This window comes from Winslowiella iniecta (assembly GCF_001267535.1).
Lineage (GTDB): Bacteria > Pseudomonadota > Gammaproteobacteria > Enterobacterales > Enterobacteriaceae > Erwinia > Erwinia iniecta.
In genome coordinates this window covers 111,151-130,783 of record NZ_JRXE01000013.1, presented here as the reverse complement: position 1 = coordinate 130,783, position 19,633 = coordinate 111,151, and the positions used below count along the sequence as shown (strand labels likewise).

At 49.2% G+C, this 19,633-nt stretch carries 21 protein-coding genes, 1 tRNA gene and 2 pseudogenes; 16 read left to right on the top strand and 8 right to left on the bottom strand.

The window, feature by feature from the left end; translation table 11 throughout:
• Nucleotides 1-33 precede the first annotated feature (33 nt).
• Genes NG42_RS11045 through NG42_RS11035 form a run of 3 tightly spaced genes read right to left on the bottom strand, consistent with a single transcriptional unit; the run spans nucleotide 34 to nucleotide 5,520 of the window.
• On the bottom strand, nucleotides 34-3,015 hold the full coding sequence (locus NG42_RS11045) for an AAA family ATPase (RefSeq protein WP_053115699.1): 2,982 nt from the start codon (nucleotides 3,013-3,015) through the stop codon (nucleotides 34-36).
• Nucleotides 3,012-3,611 carry an ABC-three component system middle component 1 gene (locus NG42_RS11040; protein WP_052899375.1) on the bottom strand — a complete coding sequence of 200 codons (600 nt, stop codon included), beginning with the start codon at nucleotides 3,609-3,611 and terminating at the stop codon, nucleotides 3,012-3,014. Before NG42_RS11040 ends, NG42_RS11045 begins: the two co-directional genes overlap by 4 nt.
• A gap of 1 nt (nucleotide 3,612) precedes the next feature.
• Nucleotides 3,613-5,520, bottom strand: coding sequence for an ABC-three component system protein (locus NG42_RS11035; protein WP_052899374.1), 1,908 nt, complete (start codon nucleotides 5,518-5,520; stop codon nucleotides 3,613-3,615).
• A 228-nt stretch (nucleotides 5,521-5,748) separates the two neighbouring features.
• Here NG42_RS11035 and NG42_RS21990 point away from each other — a divergent pair.
• Nucleotides 5,749-6,375: pseudogene (locus NG42_RS21990) on the top strand (integrase core domain-containing protein); the annotation flags it as partial.
• Between the two features lie 71 nt (nucleotides 6,376-6,446).
• Here the strand turns inward: NG42_RS21990 and NG42_RS23130 are convergent.
• Together NG42_RS23130 and NG42_RS11020 are read right to left on the bottom strand one after the other, a co-directional pair.
• Nucleotides 6,447-7,535 carry a restriction endonuclease subunit S gene (locus NG42_RS23130; protein WP_053115698.1) on the bottom strand — a complete coding sequence of 363 codons (1,089 nt, stop codon included), beginning with the start codon at nucleotides 7,533-7,535 and terminating at the stop codon, nucleotides 6,447-6,449.
• Entirely contained in the window at nucleotides 7,532-9,511 is a 1,980-nt protein-coding gene (locus tag NG42_RS11020) for an HsdM family class I SAM-dependent methyltransferase (protein WP_052899372.1), read from the bottom strand. Before NG42_RS11020 ends, NG42_RS23130 begins: the two co-directional genes overlap by 4 nt.
• 276 nt (nucleotides 9,512-9,787) lie before the next feature.
• On the opposite strand from NG42_RS11020, the gene NG42_RS11015 reads away from it, so the two are divergent.
• The 13 genes and pseudogenes from NG42_RS11015 (at nucleotide 9,788) to NG42_RS10955 (ending at nucleotide 17,007) form a co-directional block, all read left to right on the top strand.
• Entirely contained in the window at nucleotides 9,788-10,663 is an 876-nt protein-coding gene (locus NG42_RS11015) for a GTPase family protein (protein WP_052899371.1), read from the top strand.
• Between the two features lie 212 nt (nucleotides 10,664-10,875).
• The gene (locus NG42_RS11010; RefSeq protein ID WP_052899370.1) at nucleotides 10,876-11,577 is read left to right on the top strand and encodes a WYL domain-containing protein; all 702 of its coding nucleotides are present in this window, start codon (nucleotides 10,876-10,878) and stop codon (nucleotides 11,575-11,577) included.
• A gap of 4 nt (nucleotides 11,578-11,581) precedes the next feature.
• Nucleotides 11,582-12,214, top strand: coding sequence for a hypothetical protein (locus NG42_RS11005; RefSeq protein WP_052899369.1), 633 nt, complete (start codon nucleotides 11,582-11,584; stop codon nucleotides 12,212-12,214).
• A gap of 31 nt (nucleotides 12,215-12,245) precedes the next feature.
• A complete protein-coding gene (locus NG42_RS11000; protein ID WP_052899368.1) occupies nucleotides 12,246-12,698 on the top strand; it encodes a YfjS/YafY family lipoprotein in 453 nt (150 codons plus the stop codon).
• Nucleotides 12,699-12,736: 38 nt separating this feature from the next.
• The gene (locus NG42_RS10995) at nucleotides 12,737-13,147 is read left to right on the top strand and encodes an IrmA family protein (protein WP_053115705.1); all 411 of its coding nucleotides are present in this window, start codon (nucleotides 12,737-12,739) and stop codon (nucleotides 13,145-13,147) included.
• 111 nt (nucleotides 13,148-13,258) lie between these two features.
• Nucleotides 13,259-13,366, top strand: a pseudogene (locus NG42_RS10990) (DUF932 domain-containing protein); the annotation flags it as partial.
• A gap of 112 nt (nucleotides 13,367-13,478) precedes the next feature.
• Nucleotides 13,479-13,943, top strand: coding sequence for an antirestriction protein (locus NG42_RS10985; protein ID WP_082203872.1), 465 nt, complete (start codon nucleotides 13,479-13,481; stop codon nucleotides 13,941-13,943).
• Between the two features lie 9 nt (nucleotides 13,944-13,952).
• Nucleotides 13,953-14,426 (top strand): RadC family protein, encoded by a 474-nt coding sequence (gene radC / locus NG42_RS10980; protein ID WP_052899366.1) that lies wholly within the window; start codon nucleotides 13,953-13,955, stop codon nucleotides 14,424-14,426.
• A gap of 9 nt (nucleotides 14,427-14,435) precedes the next feature.
• Nucleotides 14,436-14,657 carry a DUF987 domain-containing protein gene (locus tag NG42_RS10975; protein ID WP_052899365.1) on the top strand — a complete coding sequence of 74 codons (222 nt, stop codon included), beginning with the start codon at nucleotides 14,436-14,438 and terminating at the stop codon, nucleotides 14,655-14,657.
• Nucleotides 14,658-14,688: 31 nt separating this feature from the next.
• Nucleotides 14,689-15,057 (top strand): type IV toxin-antitoxin system YeeU family antitoxin, encoded by a 369-nt coding sequence (locus tag NG42_RS23020; RefSeq protein WP_052899364.1) that lies wholly within the window; start codon nucleotides 14,689-14,691, stop codon nucleotides 15,055-15,057.
• Between the two features lie 54 nt (nucleotides 15,058-15,111).
• Nucleotides 15,112-15,495: a TA system toxin CbtA family protein gene (locus NG42_RS23015; protein WP_052899363.1), complete on the top strand. Its 384-nt coding sequence runs from the start codon at nucleotides 15,112-15,114 to the stop codon at nucleotides 15,493-15,495.
• On the top strand, nucleotides 15,492-15,983 hold the full coding sequence (locus NG42_RS10960; protein WP_046449521.1) for a DUF5983 family protein: 492 nt from the start codon (nucleotides 15,492-15,494) through the stop codon (nucleotides 15,981-15,983). Before NG42_RS23015 ends, NG42_RS10960 begins: the two co-directional genes overlap by 4 nt.
• Before the next feature lie 172 nt (nucleotides 15,984-16,155).
• Complete coding sequence (locus NG42_RS10955; protein WP_052899362.1) at nucleotides 16,156-17,007, top strand: DUF4942 domain-containing protein; 852 nt, start codon at nucleotides 16,156-16,158, stop codon at nucleotides 17,005-17,007.
• A 102-nt stretch (nucleotides 17,008-17,109) separates the two neighbouring features.
• Here the strand turns inward: NG42_RS10955 and NG42_RS10950 are convergent.
• A tRNA-Arg gene (locus tag NG42_RS10950) sits at nucleotides 17,110-17,186 on the bottom strand.
• A 162-nt stretch (nucleotides 17,187-17,348) separates the two neighbouring features.
• The gene (locus NG42_RS10945) at nucleotides 17,349-17,843 is read right to left on the bottom strand and encodes a DUF1198 family protein (protein WP_052899361.1); all 495 of its coding nucleotides are present in this window, start codon (nucleotides 17,841-17,843) and stop codon (nucleotides 17,349-17,351) included.
• Between the two features lie 238 nt (nucleotides 17,844-18,081).
• Here NG42_RS10945 and folD point away from each other — a divergent pair, with 238 nt between their 5' ends.
• A complete protein-coding gene (gene folD, locus NG42_RS10940; RefSeq protein ID WP_052899360.1) occupies nucleotides 18,082-18,948 on the top strand; it encodes a bifunctional methylenetetrahydrofolate dehydrogenase/methenyltetrahydrofolate cyclohydrolase FolD in 867 nt (288 codons plus the stop codon).
• The gene (gene ybcJ, locus NG42_RS10935; RefSeq protein WP_052899359.1) at nucleotides 18,948-19,160 is read left to right on the top strand and encodes a ribosome-associated protein YbcJ; all 213 of its coding nucleotides are present in this window, start codon (nucleotides 18,948-18,950) and stop codon (nucleotides 19,158-19,160) included. Before folD ends, ybcJ begins: the two co-directional genes overlap by 1 nt.
• Before the next feature lie 36 nt (nucleotides 19,161-19,196).
• Here ybcJ and NG42_RS10930 read toward each other — a convergent pair whose 3' ends face one another.
• Nucleotides 19,197-19,628, bottom strand: a complete 432-nt coding sequence (locus NG42_RS10930) for a T6SS amidase immunity protein Tai4 family protein (protein WP_052899357.1) — start codon at nucleotides 19,626-19,628, stop codon at nucleotides 19,197-19,199.
• Between the last annotated feature and the right edge of the window lie 5 nt (nucleotides 19,629-19,633).

Below are 19,633 nucleotides of genomic sequence, written 5' to 3'. Positions count from 1 at the left end.
CGCAGCCGTGTTTTATCAGCTGGCACAATGTTATTAGGCTATCTGCATCTCCGATGCCTTAACCCCCTCAGGAGTTGGAATGAGCGACCACAGCCGTGCATCAATTCCGTCATTTTGCAGTTTGCGCATGAAATATCGGGCCTGAAGAGCATCATGCGTTGCAATTACAACCTGGAAACCATGATCAACTATGTAATCACGCAATAAATCGAATACGGATGCTGCGTGGACCAGGTCGTGATGCTGTGTCGGGTCATCCAGAAGTAGGCAGCGCCATGAGGACCACTGGTGTTCCAGTGCCATGGAGAGCAAGAAGGTAAGCTGTAAATCAGTAAGCTGAGCTTCGCTCGCTATCGCCGGAACCGGTACTGACTCCCCATGTAACGGAACAGATACTTCAGCATGTTCCTTTCTGTAGATACTACGAAAACCCAAACTGGTGCCAGTAAAGCGCGGTTCTCTGACTACGCGTTTGAGCAAAGCCTGCCACCTTGGAACGACAGAGAGCACATGTTTTTGTACATTCGATATCTCAGCAGATAGGCAACGATTGAGCGTCTCCATCGCTTCAGATAATTGCAGCAACTGCATCTGATTTGTTCTTTCGTTATCAATTCGCTGGTTAAGACTCGTAGCAAATTCCCCCTCCGATGATGTTCCTCGGCGACGATCTATAAGCCCTTGTGCCAAACGAGTCTGTTCAAGCTTGCTCCAGGTACCAATCTCAATTTTTAGTGTTTGCAATTGTTCTGAATGTCGGGATAGGTCAGCAACGGATGACTGCAGTTGAATCTCTTTACTGCTCGCCACTTCGAGTGCGGGATCGCCAGGGAAGGACAGTTGTCTCCATGAATATCGGATTGAGGATAACTGAGCCTGTGCGTCAGTGATCTGCTTTTCGAGGCCAGTTATCTTATTATTAGCCTCAGTTAAGGGGATATTCTGTCTATACAGTGCAGACTGCTCAGCTTCAATTTGCGATTTTAATTCAGAGAGTTGAATCGTATTTTTGTTTTGCTCAGTGGATAAATCAGCCAGCGTTTTTGAAGGGAGTGCACCTGCTGTTATTGCAGCTAGCGCAGCGGTTGTTTGTTCAAGACTAGCCAAGGCTCCGGCCCGATTCTGCCGCGCAGTATCCAGTTCGCGAGTTGCCCTTTGGTACGCGTTTTTAGACGCTTCCAATATTTCAGGTGTTGGTAAGGGGGAAAGGTTATGCTGTTTTTCGTCAAGCTGCTGTTTCGCTGAAGCATTTGATTCTTCACGATGTTGGATAGATGCTTTCGCTAGTTGTACACTATCTCCGTCAAGAAGAATGTTTGTTTTGAGTTGATTAATATCCGCTACTGAGCGAACTATATCGCCTCGCAGTTCAACAATTTTACTCTGGCACATTTTTAATTCTGTTTCGGCATGCGTCACTGTTTCTGTGCATTTACGCAAGTGATCGGATGCTGTTTTGACCCGCTGTTCTGCTTCGATAACTTTGGGATCTATAGCCTCTAATGATTTGGTAATGCGTTCATGAAGAACGACAGCGCCGTGTTCCACTCCGCATAAAGGGCAGTCCCCGCGATCCTCTGGTAAATGTGCTGCAATGGAGGCTACGGATTGCCTTATCGAGTCAGCAGTAGACGTGAGCATTTCATGAAACTGCTTCACTGAAAGCTCATCTGTTTCAGCTGATGCCTTTAACGAGTTCGCGGTATGAAGACGCTCCTGAAGTACACGCTCCTGAATTTCCTCATCGCTAACCGAGTCGGTGATGGTCGCAATATGTTGAAGAATGTCTTCCCAGCGCTTGATAAGTTGATGAGCGGCAAGTAGTTCACTATCTACAAGTTGCAGAGACTTACGCTGTTTACTTATAAGTTCGTGTTCAATACGGAGCTGTTCGCTCCCCTCATATGCGTGTCGCAAGGTTGATGCCACAGATTGGGCGTCGTCCAACGCTTTGTCAGCTGACGCCAAGTCAAGCTTACGTTGTTCGAAGGCCTCTTTGGTTCGCGCCTCACTATTGAGCCGGTTAAGCTGCTGTATAATCAAATCACGTTCAGCTTCAGCTGTGACGAGTTTCTCCTGGAATTTATCTTTTTTATCAACTAGCTGAGATCGCTCCTGTTGTTTTTGTGTCAGCTCCTCTTTAGCAGTTATAAGTGCATTGCCAAGCTGCTCAGAACGCGCTTGCTCAGAAACGAACCGGCCAATTAGTCCATCCACTTCCGTAAGTGCTGCAATCTGTTCGCGAAGACGGCTCAACTTTGCTTGTACTGTTTGCTCTAATGCATCGTGCATTGTTTCCAGATTGCTGATACCCACTGGCGGAACCAGTAAACCTACTGGCAATTGTTCTGCGCTCTGAGTATTGCGAGCGATGTCTGAGATTGATTCTGCAATGTTTTCTTTGCTGCGCAAGGCACCCTGAGATTGTGATGCGGCTTGGTCACGATCAAGAATCAGGCTTTGCCATTCCGCAAACTCAGCTTCCAGCGCCTCAAGGGCTCCCTTTGCTTGCTTTAGCTTCTCAGTGAGAACGCGGCGAATGCCGCCAAGAGCATTACTAACTAGGGTTCCATCTTTACCGATTGGCAAGCGAGCCAGCTGAGCGCCCGCAACTTTTGCATCCGCTTTTACCAGCCATTGTGCCTCGCGCTGATCCAGTAAGTGGGTAAGTCTTAGTAAAAAGGGGATGTCCTCCGGGTTTGTATCCGGAAAAAGAGAGCTTAAATCACCAGTCCTTTCGACGTCACCCTCGTTGCTTACCTGTGCAGAAGCTTGTACATCCCCAAAATCTAGGATCACCTTAGCGACTGTCTGGCTGTCCCGGATAATGGGTGAGAGATTCTCACCTAGACGAGAAATATTACCCGTGAGACTGAATTCGATCGCTTCGAAGAAGGCCGTTTTCCCTGTGCCGTTAGGGGCCAGTAGAATGGTTGCACCGCCACTGAGCTCAATTTTGGTGTCAGCACCGTATCGGCGGATGTTTGAGAGAGTAATAGATTTAAGTTGTTTCATTGGAAGTCCTTCTCTCCAAACGCCATATCCTTCAGGGAGTTAACAATTTCATCGCCAGATTTCTCAGAGAGCAGCAATTCTCGCCATGTTTCAAGGTGAGGCTCTACCCAAGTGTGCGCCAGACACATCGAGTTCAGAGACGCTAGCAGAGGATCGCTGATATCATTCCCGCCTTTCGCAGGTGTTAACGACGCCAGAAAACTCCGATCAAGGAAGGAGTCGATATCTTCCCGCTCTCTGAGCACCACCTTTCTGCAGAAACGGTCGTCCGTTTCTAAGCGGGCAGCATCTTCTGACTCAATTCCGTCGATGAGCATGAACATGTAAAGGTCTGCCGTCTGAGGCTCTGCAAGGATGTCCCGGATATCAGCGGCCCACCTGAAAGCACTCTGAATATTATCCCGATCACTAGGGAATGCAGTGATCAACACTGTCCGCCATCCGGCATTTTCCCGATTACTACGTTTGAGCTGTATTGTAGTAATGCCTAAATCAATTGAGGGTGAAACCATTCTATCCACATCTTGCAAATGAACGTCATAGCGACCTTCAGCACGCTTCGTTATAGCGGTAACGAGTTCTTGGATTGTCGGCATTTCAGGATCCTTTCGTATTCTTCTCAATGGCCGATTCACGAGCGAATTTCCGATCTTGCCATTGCTTAGCGAAATGTTGGCGAACGGAGTTAAGCGTCCCGTTTTGTAGATGACGAAACATACCAGACCGGGTGACGAGCAGGTGCGGTTGACGCTCCGCTGCCATACTGGTCACAGTCTCGGCGTCGTCAGCCATTCCTATATTTAATAACTCTGTTGGTGATGTACTCACACCAGACAAGATAACAATGGGGTCTGGATCAGGGCCGATAACGGCTATTAAAGGATCGTCAGAAAGCTCACGCACTCCCGAAAAACCACCGACAGGGCCAGACCAGTACTTAAGAGCAATGTTCAACACTGGGCCACCTTCCTGAAAATATTCCCAGTTATTGCTGCCCTCTGGGAAACCCACTGCAACCAGCAATAAGGTTTCAACAGCAGTAACGAGGAGATTTAAAGTACGAAGACCCAAGCGAAGCGCATGTTTTTCATTTTTTCTCTCAGTTTTCGGATACAGAAGCTGATCCATGAATTTTCGGCGGCTTTCAGGTGCAGCTGTGAACCCTATCAACCATGACTGCCAGACTGTCTCCATTGCATCCGCTAGCGCCGAATCTGAGATTGAGCCTAGCTTTGCTGAAACCCCTTGAAGGAGGCGTTGCCACAGCACATCGTCCATGGCTTCAGCCAGCGCTTCTGCTTCTCCTCGGGCTGCACTTAACGTCTTAAACTCATGATCCTGCGCACACACTAGACGTTCGGCATTTTCAAGCCAAGGTAGGTCGCTGAAGTCGTGTTCTGCACAGCCAAGTGTGTGGCCGATTTCATGACCAACGCTACTGCGCCAAGCTGGTTCACCTAACATTAGTCCATGACTGCCTTGGGGTAAGTGCAAAGCCATACGCACGATGGCAGTAAGAAGAGTCAGATTATCTCCTGTTGGGGACGAGTAATTGGCATAAACTCTGAGCTTGCGGTTGCCTGGCTCACTACTCCACATGTGCTCAACGACTCCTTTTGCGGACCTTGCTGTTGGACCGGCAAGATCAAGCGTTCCGGCTAATGACCAAGATTTGCTGGCCATTGTAGAACCGTCGCTTAACTGATACTGCGCCCAAGTTTCAACATCAGGGCGGAGTTCACTTCGCAGCTCCTGAACGACGTCATGGCATCCCAAGGCTGCTACGTCAGATGTCTCTGCCGCGATATAGGTAATTAAGCGGTCCAGTGTACGTTTCGGATCGCTGAAGTAACGGCCAAGCGAGTGAATTGTCCGATCTTTTAATGTCGCATCGTTACCGATACAACTGATTTGAACCCGGCGAAGGACATTGCGTATTTGGCTCCAGTCTTCAAATCCACACCAAGTTGTTAGCCATTGATAAGCCCTCGTGGTTGGGCCATCCTGACGCTTAGCTAATTCCTCTATACTGAGTCCTTTTTGGCGACAAAGATCACAGACTTCTTCTAAATTATTGACTGAAAAATTATCTTTTATCTGCAGATGCAGACCCACGAGGGTGAGTCTGAACTCACGGTTGGGAGATTCATCAAGTTTTCCCGCTTTCGCGATTCTGGCAAGACTGGAAAACGCCGAGTCTAAAACGGAATTAGTCGGGGAGGTGGGCGAGGAACCTTTTCTGGGTTTTTTAGCGAGTTGTACAGCTTTATCAGGATCTTTGGTACAAAAGTCAGTCGACTGGCGCTTAATCTGTAAATGCTCATAGTGGTCTGTGGTGTGCATGATTACCACATCGTCCCACTCGTCAATGTCACCTTGTTCAGCACCAATCGACAGAGGCGCCAGCCTACCACTTAAGAATTTCTCAAGCATGTCCGCCAGACGCTGAGCAATCACCAGCTTTTCATAATCAGACTTCCGCTCTAACCGGAACCTTCTGAGCATTCAGATTTTCCTTATTGCATTTTCTTTTATGAAAAAATATCAGTTATGCTAACTGAATTGGCAGGGATTTTACAGTGAGTTTGACTCTCATATTGCAGAAAAAACAAACGTTTTCTTCGTGATTCTTTATGGTCTACAGCGCTGATAATTTACTTATGATATATAAATTGAGTAGCGCACCAGTTGCCAGTGCTACCTTTCTGTAAGGTGTGATGGAAGTTATGCGGGTATCGTCTGAGCGGCCTGAGTGTAAAACGCAGACCGTATCGTAATGGTCTGACCAATGAAGTGTATTCGCTTCGGCGTCCGGATGCGCCGAACCTTACCTAATCGATGCATTTTGTTATGGATGCACTCGCCAGCAGCAGCCGTGTTAAATGCCTAACCTGTGTGAGTGATTTCACCATGTAGTGCCTGACGCTCACCGCCGCTTTCGGGATTTCGGGTGTTCAGCTCTCGCGTATTCTGGACAACATTGAGCTGTTTCGTGGCTATTCGGCTGCGAGACGAATCGATCTGGCTGGAGGCAAAGCGCTTGACCAGTGGGCTTATGAGCATGGCGTGGAGCTGCGTCTTATCCAGCCGGGCAAGCCTACTCAGAACGGATTCATAGAGGGTTTTAATGGCCTCTTTCACGATGATTCTTTGAATGAGTACTAGTTCAGCGATACTGTTCACGCCAAGAAAATCATTAATGGCTGGCGGCAGGATTATAACGAATGCCGTCCACACTCAGCGCTGAATTATCAGACGCCATCAGAGTTTGCAGCACGGTGGCGCAACGAGCAATTAAACAGTAAACAAATGACCCTGACCCGAAATCCTGCTCCATTCAGAAACAGAATTTCGGCATGATAAACACTCCCCTGAACGGAGATGGTGCCGATGAAAACATCTCGATGAACTGTGGCATTCAGTCGGCGTTACTAATTTTTATACACATCATTCGTTTTACGTTCTATCCGCACACGTAGCGCATGTCCATAACGACTCATTCCATCCCAATCCACAACCTCTTTACCGTCAGCATCCGTCATAACAGGGACCATGATACGGGTCTTTGCTAGGCGCCCTAACGTAGCACCGTTTCCTCCCCAACTGAACTTACCCATTTGCTGATTTATCAACGCTAATAAAATTAAGCCATTGTCGGCATTCATACATTCATGCCGGAGCACTTGTATATTCTGGCTCGTATAGAATGCCACCGGCTGATAAGCAACTGTTTGTGTGTCAAGACCAATCGTTATGGCATTTCCAGGCTCTGGTTCCTTCGCCTGACGAACACATATACCATCAATTCCATTATTTTCGCGGGTTCGAGATACAAACGGGTACCTTCCTTTACCGGCATGAACTAACTTCGACTTGTCGTAACTAGCCGATGATGCTTTCATCGTTCCAAAAACGTCGGTAATAAGTTTTGCTTTAAATTCAAGATGCTGTAACGTGTCACCATCGTTAGGGGAGGAAATCATAACCTCTCCCATTCGTTTCTCCGCAACCCGGAGCAAATTCTCACCCAACCGTGTCATCCCTTCCCAATCAACTGCTTGCTCTCCATCAGTACTGACTATTACTGGAACCATAATTTTCTGACGGCCGAGACGATGCAACGTCAATTTATATCCAAATCCAAACTTTGGAACGCATTGATGCGTAAGCATACTCACAATCAATAGTAAAGCGGCTTTAGTAGCTTTGTCAGAAAGTGGTTCAAGTGCAATTACATCATCAGACGCACTAAATGCAGTTGGTTGGTACTTAGCGTGGCCAGTCCCACCATCACCATTGTAAATTAAAGTCAACCAGCCTCCCGGAAAAAGCACAGGGGTGTTTGCGAAATCGGTAATACTATTATTTACTCTGGAAGCAGCAACAAATGGGATATTGCCGGGTTTTCGATGTGCAGCAATTAACCGCTTTCCTTTATGAGCACGGAATAAGCCAGGCTGCCGCCCTTCAATGTCAACCACATACACCGGGGCAAACACCAAGTCATCAAACGTACTCACGCTCCATTTCCCCCATTGCAAGGTGTGATGAGTTCACCATTCCCATGGACATGCATGTCTACTTGCCAGGCAACGTAATCCGCAACTGTCTTCATGAAGTCTTCAACAGCAGGAGGTTGATCATTAAAGTAGAAATAAGAATGTTGCCACTCGTCCTGAGCTGTAATCTCCGAACGCACTATAAATTTAGTGTCATCAACAGCATCTCCTCTCAGTACTTCAAGCAAATGTTTACGTCGCGAAGCCGCAGTTCCATCGTCCGTTAGCCCGCGATGCATCTGAACTTTATACCCGTCATTCTGGAAATTGATAAACTTCACCTTCGCATCTGATGGATGCGGTCGCCATGCTGTGAATAACACAATTACCGCATGCACACCGACACCAGAATCGGCGAAAGTTTCACCGTTCATTGTTATCACTGAGTCAAGAGTATGCTTTTTAAGGAGCGAGACTTTTCGGTCCTTGTCTTCCTTAGTCTTTCCGACCATAGCCGACTGCGGAACGATTGCTGCGAGACGCCCCCCAGGGTTTAAAAATTCCAATGCTCTTTCGATGAAAGCTAGCTCAGATAAATGGCGCGTGGTCTTGTCTTTTGCTTGTGAGTAGGGTGGGTTCAGCAATACTTTTGTGAAACCATGACCTGGTATCCAGCAATCCCCTTTGCCTCGCTTATCCCCACGCATTTCATGAATCGGAGCCTCAAAAATCGAGTCGCGGCGAAAATTCGCTTTGCCGTCACCACGGAGTATCATGTTTGTAGCTCCGATCGCGAACAGCTTGTCCTGGAGCTCGACACCATGAAGCCGATTCTTTCGAATATCCTCTTTCACATCCTCATCGCCACGAGCATCTTTAAACATGCGATGCATTGCCGCGATAAGGAACGACGCAGTGCCGGCTGTTGGGTCAATTACCCAATCACCAGCACCGACGTCAATAAGCTCTGTCATCAATGCTGTTACATGCTCAGGAGTAAGCACAATACCAAGCGTGTTACCATCACCACCGCCATAAGAGATGAACTCATGGTAGAAATTACCAAGTACGTCGAACGAACTCATCGAAGGATCTGTCACAACCTTTTGGACATCTGTTTTGAGAATCTGGGCGAACCATTTGAGGGGAGTCATCCCTAATTCTTTATGTACACGGTTAAGCGCTGGTGATTTCTCAATAAATGCAAATTGGTCGAGCAGCGTGCCTATCTTCTGCTGCGGTCCAAATCCCTTCGAAACCATATAGGCATGCGCAGCTTTATAGATCTTTACACCATCCCAATCGTCCGGCAAAACTTGGTCGTATGACCCCTTTAGCTCATCGAGATCGAAACCAGGCTTTTCAAGTGCGAGTAAGATTGCCGACACAAGAGGTGCCTTACGGTCATTCTCGACTGAACCAAAATTACGCATTCCTTCATGCAATTTTGAAGCCGCAATCTTCACTGTGTCGAGCTGAATTTCTGCCTGTGGTTTGTTTCCAAGTACTGCAACCGAATGATATTCACCGATCGAATCCATTCTGAAAACATCAAGGTTATCAAGGTCGTCGAGCAATTTAATCTGGCCGGGGCCCACGAACGCTACGGCGATCTCATGGTGGTACTCATTTCCTCCGATGCCAATAGCAAAGATGCCTTTTTTATGAGGGACACCGTTATGCAACATGACACTTGCATAGTGGACAGCCCCGTTGAGTGCATAATCCTGCTTGAATGGAAACTCAGTGGTGATTAAGCCATCTTCAATAAATCGTGAAAATCGAGCCTCTTTTTTATCTTCAACAATCACAATATAGTCATCAACAACGAAAACAAACTCAGGTTTACCTTCCCCCTTTCCTGCTTTTGATTTAGAGGCGCGGGCAAGGGCATCACGTTTCCATTTAGGACCACCATCTTGCTCCCATGGTTTGGTTACTCCAATGTCACGCAAAAGATCACGCACAAACTGATCTGTGGCTTTTTCATTATCCATCTAATAAGTACTCATTCTCCGCTCAAGACTACGATGATGATACCATAAATGTCATATTCTCTGAGTTCCTCCCGATGATTGCCCTTTATGATTTGATTTCTGCTTCTTACTGGCATACAGCAGCCTGTAAGGCTCGACGCTCTAAAATCACTACAATCGAAGCCATTGGTATTTGAATAGCATTCAAAAAAATTTCAGACAGATATTATCTCCGTGAATCCCTCCTCCGAAGCCTTCTTGGGTCGGGGGTTTTGTTTTTCTGTCTGAGGTCGTTTCATGAAAAAATCACAAGGTCTGCAGGCCATCGAAAAGCCGCTGGCATCGCTCCCCCATGCCATTGGTAAACACATTCTTGAGCATATTCAAAAGCTCACACACTACGAACCGGTAATCGGCATTATGGGCAAAACCGGAGCGGGCAAGAGCAGCCTGTGCAATGCGCTTTTCCAAAGTGAGGTCACGCCCGTAAGTGATGTCCACGCCTGCACCAGTGAAGTGCTGCGATTACGACTGAACAGCGGTGAACACAGCCTGATACTGGTAGACCTACCCGGTGTGGGCGAGAGTGAGCAACGGGATAGCGAATATGAATCTCTGTATCGCAAAGTCCTTCCTGACTTGGATCTCATTCTGTGGGTTATTAAAGCTGATGACCGTGCGTTTTCCGTGGATGAACGTTTCTACCGTCGGGTGATGTCTGACCACCAGCATCGGGTGCTTTTTGTCGTTAACCAGGCTGACAAAATCGAGCCATGCCATGAATGGTATGTCACCGGCAATGCACCATCCCTGCCTCAGTTGGTAAATATTGAGGCCAGGCTGGAGTCCATTCGCCAGCTGTTTTCACCGCATTATCCGGTATGTGTCGTTTCAGCGAGAACAGAATGGAATCTGCCTGCAATGGTAGAAACGATGATGCGCAGCCTGCCTGACCGTACCATCAGCCCATTGGCGACGCAATTGCACGGGAGGTTATGCAGTGAACCGGTAAAAAAGCAGGCGCGTGAGGGCTTTGGCGATGCGGTGGGAGAGGTGTTTGATTCTGCGGAAGCGGCATCGTTTATCCCCGCGCCACTAAAAGCGGTCATTCGTACCGTCCGCGAGGTCGTGGTTTCCGTTGCCCGTGCCGTTTGGGACTGGATTTTCTTCTGACCTGGTTTACCTGCCATTATCACCGGGACATACCCTGTCCGTTTTGACGTTTTATACGCTATCGAATTTGGTCTGTTTTCTCTCTACACCCCATCACGGTTGATTACGGTAACCGTAAAAAATACGTCTTCGAGTGTCCATTCCCTGTCCCACCCCCTCATTACAATAATCGTTTTATTTTCAGCCAATTATCCTGCTGGAGTAACAATCTCATGACTCAAGCTGAACGTCGCCATGACCGGCTTGCCATCCGGCTGTCGTTAATTATCAGCCGCCTGGTGGCGGGTGAAACGCTGGATTTGCGAACGCTGGCAACTGAATTTGGTGTGTCGGTTCGTACCCTGCGTCGGGACTTTCGTGAACGGCTGATGTACCTGGACCTGGAGTATCGCAAAGGCCAGTGCCGTCTGTTATCCGGCAGCCGACAGCGGGAACTGGCGGTAATGACATTTGCCCGTCAGTCAGGCGTTGAAGCTCTGTTTCCTGATATGGATAACCATCTGGTCAGTTCACTGCTGAGCGGTCCCGGTGAGTCCCCCTGTCTTATCTGGCAGGGGGCGGCCCTGGTGCCATCCCCGGACTCGGGCGTGTTCACCCGGCTGGTAAGCGCTATATCGGAACACCGGAAGGTGACGCTACTGGGAAGTTGTTGCCGCTGTACAGGCCTCGCGCCTTATCGTCTGGTGTTGCGTGAAGGCGAGTGGTATCTGACAGGCGAGCATCAGGCCCGAGTTGCCGCATTTCCACTTGCCGATATCAGGGCTGTCACGCTCCACAACGACAGCTTTACCCCGGATACCGCCGTGCGCGACATCCTGTCCCGCACAGATTTTCTTCAGGCGTTACCTCACTTTCGCTTTTTCCACTCATTGCTTGTCGCGACTGACGACGGGCTTATACCTCAGAAGGAATAACCACATGAAATTTCTGACCACGACGGTGTTGGCTGCCTGCCTTTGCCTGGGTACTGTTTTTCCGGCTGACGCTGGAAACACCGTCGGCACTGTTAAAGCCTGGCAATACATGCAGGCCGACGGCTGGAAATCAGCCGATGGTATGGATGACAACACGCTGCACAACATGCTCTATCAGGCCAGCGTGATTGATAACTACCCATGGACAAAACAGTTCCTGTTACGCACTCGTGGCGGTGGTGCAATTTTCCTGGCCGATAAGAAAACCCACACCATTCGTCAACTAAAGCTGAATCCGCTTAGCGGTAATTACAACGATATTGAAACAGTCTACCAGGGAGAGAACAACGGGAATGGATGCTATTTCGCCATTATTGATAACAAATTCTGGGCAAGAGACGAGGCCGAGCGGAGTGTTCTCTATGGTTATCCTCGCGCCGATAATGTGGATAACGAGTTGGCTAAAGTCAGGCAGCAATTCAGCCCTGAGGTTGTTATGGTCATGCCGGATAACTGTGTGAATAAACAACAGCAAGCGGCGCTGGCGGCTAAACGCTCGGAAGAAGACCAAAAACTCCAGCAATGGGTGGCAAAGCAGAGCCTGGCAGAATTATGTCGCCGCACCGGTAACTGTTGAGACAACGTTTTTTGGAATGAAGGAATACAATATGACCAAGGATTATCAGAAGGTTACAGCAGCATTGATTCTGGGGCTGTCTGCGCTGCTCTCAGGCTGCGACAACAAAGATGATGCCGAAGTAAAAGCCATCAGCGGGTTTAAAGACCTGACGGTTCCCCGCTTTAGCGACGTGATGTCAACCCAAAAAGATATTGCTAATCAGTGGGTGAAGAAAGACGCTTTCGGGGCGGAACAATACAAGGTTATTAAAACCCGCAAATCGCCGGAAGGATGCAAAGCAGGGAATTATTACTATCTGGTCGATATGCGGGAAAAGACGGTTCAGCCGCTGATGGCATCCCTGTGTCTTGCGAGCAATATCACCCTGAGCTTTCGCGAAAAAACCGATAGTTATACCGGTGAAAAGTACGTTGTTTATTCTCACGATGGCAAGGAAATGGGCAAAGTTTACTTACCTCAAAATCAGGAGCAACATCAGTGAGCCAATTTGCTAAAGCCTTATCTGTCATTGCCGGTTTAATGCTGTGCCATCCGTCATCCGCTTACGCAGATGAACAACGCTATATCAGCATCCGCAACACCGATACGGTGTGGACGCCCGGTAACATCTGTGCTTATCAGTTTCGCCTGGATAACGGCGGTAGTGGTGTGGGTTTTGGCCCATTGGCTGTTTCGCTGCGACTGAAAGACAAAGCGGGTAACACGCTGGCGACAGGTACTATGGACGTTGCCCCGTTCGGCAACAGCGATGCAACCCGTACTCAGGAGGCTTTTCTGGAGCATGAATGCGTTGAAAGCGTCAGTGCTGTTGAAATCATAAAAGCGACTGAAGAACGCAACGGCTATCAGTCTGACCTGCCGCTGTCTGTTTTTGACTCTCAATATTACCAGCCACTACCGGTTTCAGTTGCCGGGAATAAAGCATCGTAACACGGTCGGACTTACATCCGCTTTAACACCATTATTCTGCCATACACCAGGCCATGCCTCCTTCGGGAAGCAAGGCCTTTTTGTTTTTAATCGTCCAATAAGGAATCACCTATGACTCGTTTAGCCAGCCGCTTTGGGGCGGTCAATCTCGTTCGCCGTGACCGGCCACTCACCCGTGAGGAACTGGCGCATTACGTGCCAAGTGTCTTCAACGAAGATAACCGCTATATCTCCAGTTACGGTATCCGTAAGCCATAACCGGTTTCACTCAGACATTCACTTTCCCGCCAGCCCTTACCGGCTGGCTTTTTATTATTCGGAGATAACCATTATGAACACCGAAACCAACCACTCATCCGATGTTTTCACCCTGGCGGCTGATAACAACCCTGTAGCGCTGGCTGCCACTGTTGTACCCGATGAACAACGCCTCCGTTTCTGGCCGCAGTACTTTGGTGCTATCCCACAGTGGATTTTGCTGGAACCGCGTATCTTTGCCTGGCTTGACCGCCTGTGTGTCGATTACCGCGGCGGCATCTGGCAGTTTTATACCCTCAGCAACGGCGGCGCATTTATGGCACCTGAAGATGGTGAAAAATGGGCGCTGTTTAACCAGATGAACGGTAACGGCGCTGAACTAAGTGCGCAAGCTGCCGGTATCGCCGCCTGTCTGATGGCGTACAGCCACCATGCCTGTCGTACGGAGTGTGATGCGATGACGGAGCACTATTACCGTCTGCGGGATTATGCACTGACACACGCTGAGTGCCGCGCCATTATGGCGATAATCGACTGAGGAGTATGTATGTCTGAGCTCGCCTTATCTCCGTGCTTTCCGCTTAACGAACAACGTATCATCCGCCGTGCCCTGCGTTTGCTGGAGAAATACCAGCGCCAGCCGAGGGAATCATTTACCTCCACCGTCTTTACCAAAACCTGGTTGCAGCTGCAGATGGCTAACCTTGAACGGGAGGTGTTTATCGTGATGTATCTTGATAACCAGCACTGCCTGATTGAACGGGAAACGTTGTTTACCGGTACGCTGAGCCATACCGAAGTCCATGCCCGCGAGGTGGTGAAGTCGGCTCTGCGTCACAACGCGGCGGCAGTCATCATTGCCCATAATCATCCGTCCGGTACGACCGATATCAGCCAGGCCGACCGGGTTGTAACAAAGCGAATAGCGGATGCACTCGGCCTGGTAGACGTCCGTCTGCTGGACCACCTTGTGGTGGGTGGCAGCGATATCGTGTCGTTTGCTGAATGCGGCTGGCTGTAAGGAAACACCATGAAAATCATCAGTAAGCGCCAGGCGATGACACTCTACCGTCAGCATTCTGGTTCCCGCCTGTTTCGCTTTTGCACCGGTAAGTACAAATGGAGCGGAAGCATCTGTCATTACGCTGGTCGCGAAGTACAGGATATTACTGGCGTGCTGGCGGTATTTGCTGAACGCCGCCAGGACCGCAACGGCCCGTATGTCATTCTGCGTAGCGTCACGCTCAATTAACACCCCCTCTTCGTTATAAAGGAATACATAAATGAAATCTGTCGCCCTGGCCGGTACACCACCGGAGGCCAGACCCTGCCTGCAATGGGGATTGAATCGCGAAGTTACCCCCGTCTTTGGTGCGCGTCTGGTGCAGGAAGGCAATCGTCTGCATTTTCTGGCTGACCGTGCTGGCTCTAATGGTGCATTCAGTGAGGATGACGCGCTGCGACTCGACCAGGCATTTCCGCTGATGCTTAAACAGCTTGAACTCAGGCTGCTCTCGGGAGATCTCAATCCTCGTCGTCAACATTGCGTTACGTTGAACCACAATGGCCTGACCTGCGAAGCCGACACCCTCGGTTCTTACGGGTATGTTTATATTGCCATTTACCCGACCAGCCTGTGCTCACCTGTGTGACCTTCTTCGCCGTACTTACTGCACAACATCGTTAATCTGAAGAGAACCCAACTCATGCAAACTTTACCTTTACCCCCGCAACGGACGGCTTCGTCCTGCCCGTCACCTGTTGAAATATGGCAAAAACTGCTGACGCATCTGCTCGAACAACACTATGGTCTGACGCTCAGTGATACTCCATTCAGCAATGAAATCACCATTCGCGAGCATATCGACGCTGGGATCTCCCTCAGTGATGCGGTGAACTTTCTGGTGGAGAAGTATGAACTGGTGCGCACTGATCAGCCTGGTTTCACCACTATGGAGCAGTCACCGTTTATCACCCCAATCGATATTCTACGCGCCAGGCAAGCCACCGGTCTGATGAAGCGTTGTGGTTATAAAGTAGTCAGTGACATTACCCGTGGCAAAATGAGCCGGCTGGATCAACACCATTGAAAATCTCAATGAATGTTGAAGCTGATGGAATTAACGTCCTAGCGCTCAACATGGGCAAAATCGCCGTAGATGTGGACGGTGTTGAAATTGATGAGCTTATAAATGTGGTCAACGACAATGGTTACACACTTCGCATTGCCAGTACACCTGGTGAAATCATTTTTGAAGATCCTCTGCCAGTGACCGCCAGAACTAACGGTATTCGGTGCAGTACCGCTCATATCACCGACGCAGACAATGCGTTGCTGCACACACTTTCCCAGCAATATCAGAATTATGGTGATGCAGAATGGGTCCACTACACGGGCTCGGGTTATCTGATACGCCTCGATGCCTGGGCATTCCCGGTTCTGCGCCTGAAACGCTGTGGGCTGTCGAAAGCCTGCCGTAAATTGCTTGTGACGCTGATACGTCGCTATGCCATCAGCACCATTCACTTTGACTCCTTTGGCGACATTCTCCCCGGCTTTACCACCTTCGACTGGTAGTTCGCGCTCATTCTTAACCTGACGGAAAAACCAGATTCGTCCAGATACGGCTGTCTTCTTGCAGGCGAAAATCGACAACGCGAGCAACGATATCTCCACTCAAAACACATAACCTGCAAAGCGCCAGCCCTCATTCGGCTGGCGCTTTGCATTGATATAAAGGAAATAATCCATGTCTGAGATACAAGTCAATAACGACCCCGACGTAATAACTGGTCATACCGAAATCATCAACTCCACCAGCATTGAACGTATCGTGACAGGCCGCAATGCGGCACTGTTACAGATCGAAGAACTCATCCAGCAACTTGCCGACATCTCGACGCTGACCAGTAGTATCGGTGGCAAAACTGCCCGTGACTGGGCGATGCGTCAGGACTTTCGTTGTGGCTGCTGGCTCATGGAAAACGTGAAAACTGCAATGAGTACCATTACCTGTAATCTTGATCGCAGCATCTGGCGTGATCTGATGCAAAAATCAGGGATGATCTCGTTGATGGACGCTCAGGGGCGTAAGCAATGGGATAATAATCTCGACGGTGACGATATTCCTGAGATCAGCGAAGCCAACATTCTTAGCACTTTTGAGCAATTGCATCACAGTAAAGCGGATGTGTTTGAGCGGGGGATTATCAACGTGTTTAAGGGATTGTCATGGGATTACAAAACGAACTCGCCTTGCCAGTTCGGCAAAAAGATTATTATAAATAACCTGGTGGATCACAACCGCTGGGGATTTAAGCTCAACTGGGGATGGCGTAGGGATCAACTGGCTGACCTGGAACGCATGTTGTTTCTGCTGGATGGAAAACCCATTCCGGAAAATCGTAACGATGTGACGGTCAGACTAAGTGAGCACATTAACCATAAAAGCGCATCGGAGATCTTCGACGATGAGTATTTTTCGATACGCTACTTTCAGAAAGGAACCGCGCACATCACTTTTAAACGGATCGACCTGACAGAAAAGATGAATGATATTGTGGCAAAGCACTATCCAGGGATGCTGGCTAGTTCAAGATAACGTTGATTTGCGTTGAGAAATTTTACTTACACCAGCCGTTACATAAATTTCTGATGAGTAAGACTCAGGAGAGGGGGTTTAGTGTAACCGATTGATTTTAAATGGTACGCCCTACAGGATTCGAACCTGTGACCTACGGCTTAGAAGGCCGGTGCTCTATCCAACTGAGCTAAGGGCGCATAGTGATTGCGTCGAATTATACGGTGCGCACGTGGTGAGTCAACGTTTTTACTTATCGCAGCGTACTGTTGCTGCACTTATGAACAGTCACAGCCTTATCTGTGCCCGAAAGCGGTATAACTTACAGATTACCGAAGCTGAAATCGGGTCTGCGTATTGACTCAGTGCCGGTTCAGCCGTGAATTAATCGAATAGATATTATCATGTTGCGTCCCGCTCCCCTCTTCCGCCGGAGCAAAACGCGCATTGTAGCGCAGGCGGAAAGCGTGCATCTCCTGAGCGTCTGGCTCGATTTCCCGCAGAAAGCTCAGCGCCAGACGGACATGCTCACTGCTTAACGTCGTCGGCAGATAGGCCTTGCGCAGTACGCCGCGCCAGAACTGCATGCTTTCGTCGGATTCATCAACGATAAATACCTGATAAATAAACAGTACGCTGGCAGCATTGGCAAAGTGGGATTCATTATCGCGTGACAAATAATCGATAAATTCATCCGCTGCCGGTTTACCCATCAGGCTTATCAGCGATTCAACATATACCGGATCGAGATTCAACCTTTTGCTCAGCGCTTTTGACGCACGGCGGGTTTGCGAGTTCAGCACGCGAAAACCAATAATAAACACCAACACCAGAGTCACAAGCATCAGCCAGATCATGCACTATCCTGCCAAAAGGCGTTTTAATCGGGTAAACAAGGGCGTCAGAGTAGCAGTCAGTCCCGAAGCAGGCAACCGGCGGAAGGGGCTGGCAGGTGCTGATGCCGCTTAAGTAAAAAGATCTCATTATGGCGTTATCAATAAACAGAGACGATTCTGTGCCTGACAGCGGCGCTTGCTTCTGCCAGAATAGGCATATTCCCCCGTTTCAACTCAACACAGATGGATTTCCTCTCTGATGGTAGCAAAAATTATTGACGGTAAAACGATTGCGCAGCAGGTGCGCCTTGAGGTTGCGGAAAAAGTGAAGCAACGTCTGGCAGACGGTAAACGTGCGCCTGGTCTGGCAGTGGTGTTAGTCGGTGAGAACCCGGCATCACAGATTTATGTCGGCAGCAAACGCCGTGCTTGTGAAGAAGTCGGTTTTCTTTCTCGCTCTTACGATTTGCCCGCCACCACCAGCGAAGCCGAGTTACTGGCGCTGATTGATAAGCTGAATAACGATGCGGAAATCGACGGTATTCTGGTTCAGCTGCCGCTGCCTGCCGGCATCGATAATGTCAAAGTGCTGGAGCGTATTTCGCCGGATAAAGATGTGGATGGTTTTCATCCGTATAACGTCGGTCGTCTGTGCCAGCGCGCGCCCAGACTGCGCCCTTGCACTCCACGCGGCATCGTGACGCTGCTTGAGCGTTACAATATTGATACCCATGGCCTGAATGCGGTAGTAGTTGGCGCATCCAATATCGTCGGTCGCCCGATGAGTATGGAGCTGCTGCTGGCGGGTTGCACCACGACGGTTACCCACCGCTTTACTAAAGATCTGCGTCACCACGTTGAACATGCCGATTTGCTGGTGGTTGCGGTCGGTAAACCCGGTTTTATTCCGGGTGACTGGATTAAGCCAGGCGCGATTGTTATCGATGTCGGGATCAACCGTCTGGAAAGTGGCAAAGTGGTCGGTGATGTGGATTTTGACGCCGCATCTGAACGCGCAGCCTATATTACCCCCGTGCCAGGCGGTGTTGGCCCGATGACCGTGGCAACGCTGATTCAGAACACCCTACAGGCATGCGAAGAGTATCACGACGGAGCAGCAAAATAATGGCAACCTTTTCTCTGGGTAAGCACCCACACGTTGATTTATGCGATTTACTGAAGCTGGAAGGCTGGGCAGAGAGCGGCGCGATGGCCAAGACGCTGATTGCCGATGGTTATGTGACGGTAAACGGCGCGGTTGAAACCCGCAAACGCTGCAAGATTGTCGCCGGACAAGTGGTAGAGTTTGAGGGGAATCAGGTCACGGTAACCGCCTGAGACCCATGATTAACGGCAGCTAAAGCTGCCGTTTTATTACTTACCCTGCAAGGCACTTCCAGCGTAGCTTTTTTCGGGATGAGGAACATACTTTTCAACAAGTTCTTGCAGTTGCACGCTGTGATACATATCCAGACATTTCATCAGATTGAGCCTGGTGCCATGTCCATGCTTTGACTGATAGTCACGAGATAAATATTCCTTTACCAGCTCGGGTACTTTTCCACTACTGTTCTCCAGATCGTACTCGCCCCAATTATCAATGCCATTGGCACTTGCAGATGCATCAGCGTGAGCGTTTCCATCTGCAGCATATGCCTGTGAAACACAGTACGCCAGAGCAGCGTCTTTGTAATTTTGCGCATAGGTGCGATAAGCTGTTTCGGGTAGCTGAGCCGACCATGCAGAGGTGGCAATCAAACTCACACCCGCCAAATAAACACGGCAGCAGCGGGCAACGGCAATCATGGCAT

Excerpts from the sequence above, each read along its gene's own strand:
- NG42_RS11045 (WP_053115699.1), bottom strand. The coding sequence starts at position 3,015 with ATGAAACAACTTAAATCTATTACTCTCTCAAACATCCGCCGATACGGT.
- NG42_RS11040 (WP_052899375.1), bottom strand. The coding sequence starts at position 3,611 with ATGCCGACAATCCAAGAACTCGTTACCGCTATAACGAAGCGTGCTGAA.
- NG42_RS11035 (WP_052899374.1), bottom strand. The coding sequence starts at position 5,520 with ATGCTCAGAAGGTTCCGGTTAGAGCGGAAGTCTGATTATGAAAAGCTG.
- NG42_RS11020 (WP_052899372.1), bottom strand. The coding sequence starts at position 9,511 with ATGGATAATGAAAAAGCCACAGATCAGTTTGTGCGTGATCTTTTGCGT.
- NG42_RS11015 (WP_052899371.1), top strand. The coding sequence starts at position 9,788 with ATGAAAAAATCACAAGGTCTGCAGGCCATCGAAAAGCCGCTGGCATCG.
- NG42_RS11010 (WP_052899370.1), top strand. The coding sequence starts at position 10,876 with ATGACTCAAGCTGAACGTCGCCATGACCGGCTTGCCATCCGGCTGTCG.
- NG42_RS11005 (WP_052899369.1), top strand. The coding sequence starts at position 11,582 with ATGAAATTTCTGACCACGACGGTGTTGGCTGCCTGCCTTTGCCTGGGT.
- NG42_RS11000 (WP_052899368.1), top strand. The coding sequence starts at position 12,246 with ATGACCAAGGATTATCAGAAGGTTACAGCAGCATTGATTCTGGGGCTG.
- NG42_RS10995 (WP_053115705.1), top strand. The coding sequence starts at position 12,737 with ATGCTGTGCCATCCGTCATCCGCTTACGCAGATGAACAACGCTATATC.
- NG42_RS10985 (WP_082203872.1), top strand. The coding sequence starts at position 13,479 with ATGAACACCGAAACCAACCACTCATCCGATGTTTTCACCCTGGCGGCT.
- radC (WP_052899366.1), top strand. The coding sequence starts at position 13,953 with ATGTCTGAGCTCGCCTTATCTCCGTGCTTTCCGCTTAACGAACAACGT.
- NG42_RS10975 (WP_052899365.1), top strand. The coding sequence starts at position 14,436 with ATGAAAATCATCAGTAAGCGCCAGGCGATGACACTCTACCGTCAGCAT.
- NG42_RS23020 (WP_052899364.1), top strand. The coding sequence starts at position 14,689 with ATGAAATCTGTCGCCCTGGCCGGTACACCACCGGAGGCCAGACCCTGC.
- NG42_RS23015 (WP_052899363.1), top strand. The coding sequence starts at position 15,112 with ATGCAAACTTTACCTTTACCCCCGCAACGGACGGCTTCGTCCTGCCCG.
- NG42_RS10955 (WP_052899362.1), top strand. The coding sequence starts at position 16,156 with ATGTCTGAGATACAAGTCAATAACGACCCCGACGTAATAACTGGTCAT.
- NG42_RS10945 (WP_052899361.1), bottom strand. The coding sequence starts at position 17,843 with ATGATCTGGCTGATGCTTGTGACTCTGGTGTTGGTGTTTATTATTGGT.
- folD (WP_052899360.1), top strand. The coding sequence starts at position 18,082 with ATGGTAGCAAAAATTATTGACGGTAAAACGATTGCGCAGCAGGTGCGC.
- ybcJ (WP_052899359.1), top strand. The coding sequence starts at position 18,948 with ATGGCAACCTTTTCTCTGGGTAAGCACCCACACGTTGATTTATGCGAT.
- NG42_RS10930 (WP_052899357.1), bottom strand. The coding sequence starts at position 19,628 with ATGATTGCCGTTGCCCGCTGCTGCCGTGTTTATTTGGCGGGTGTGAGT.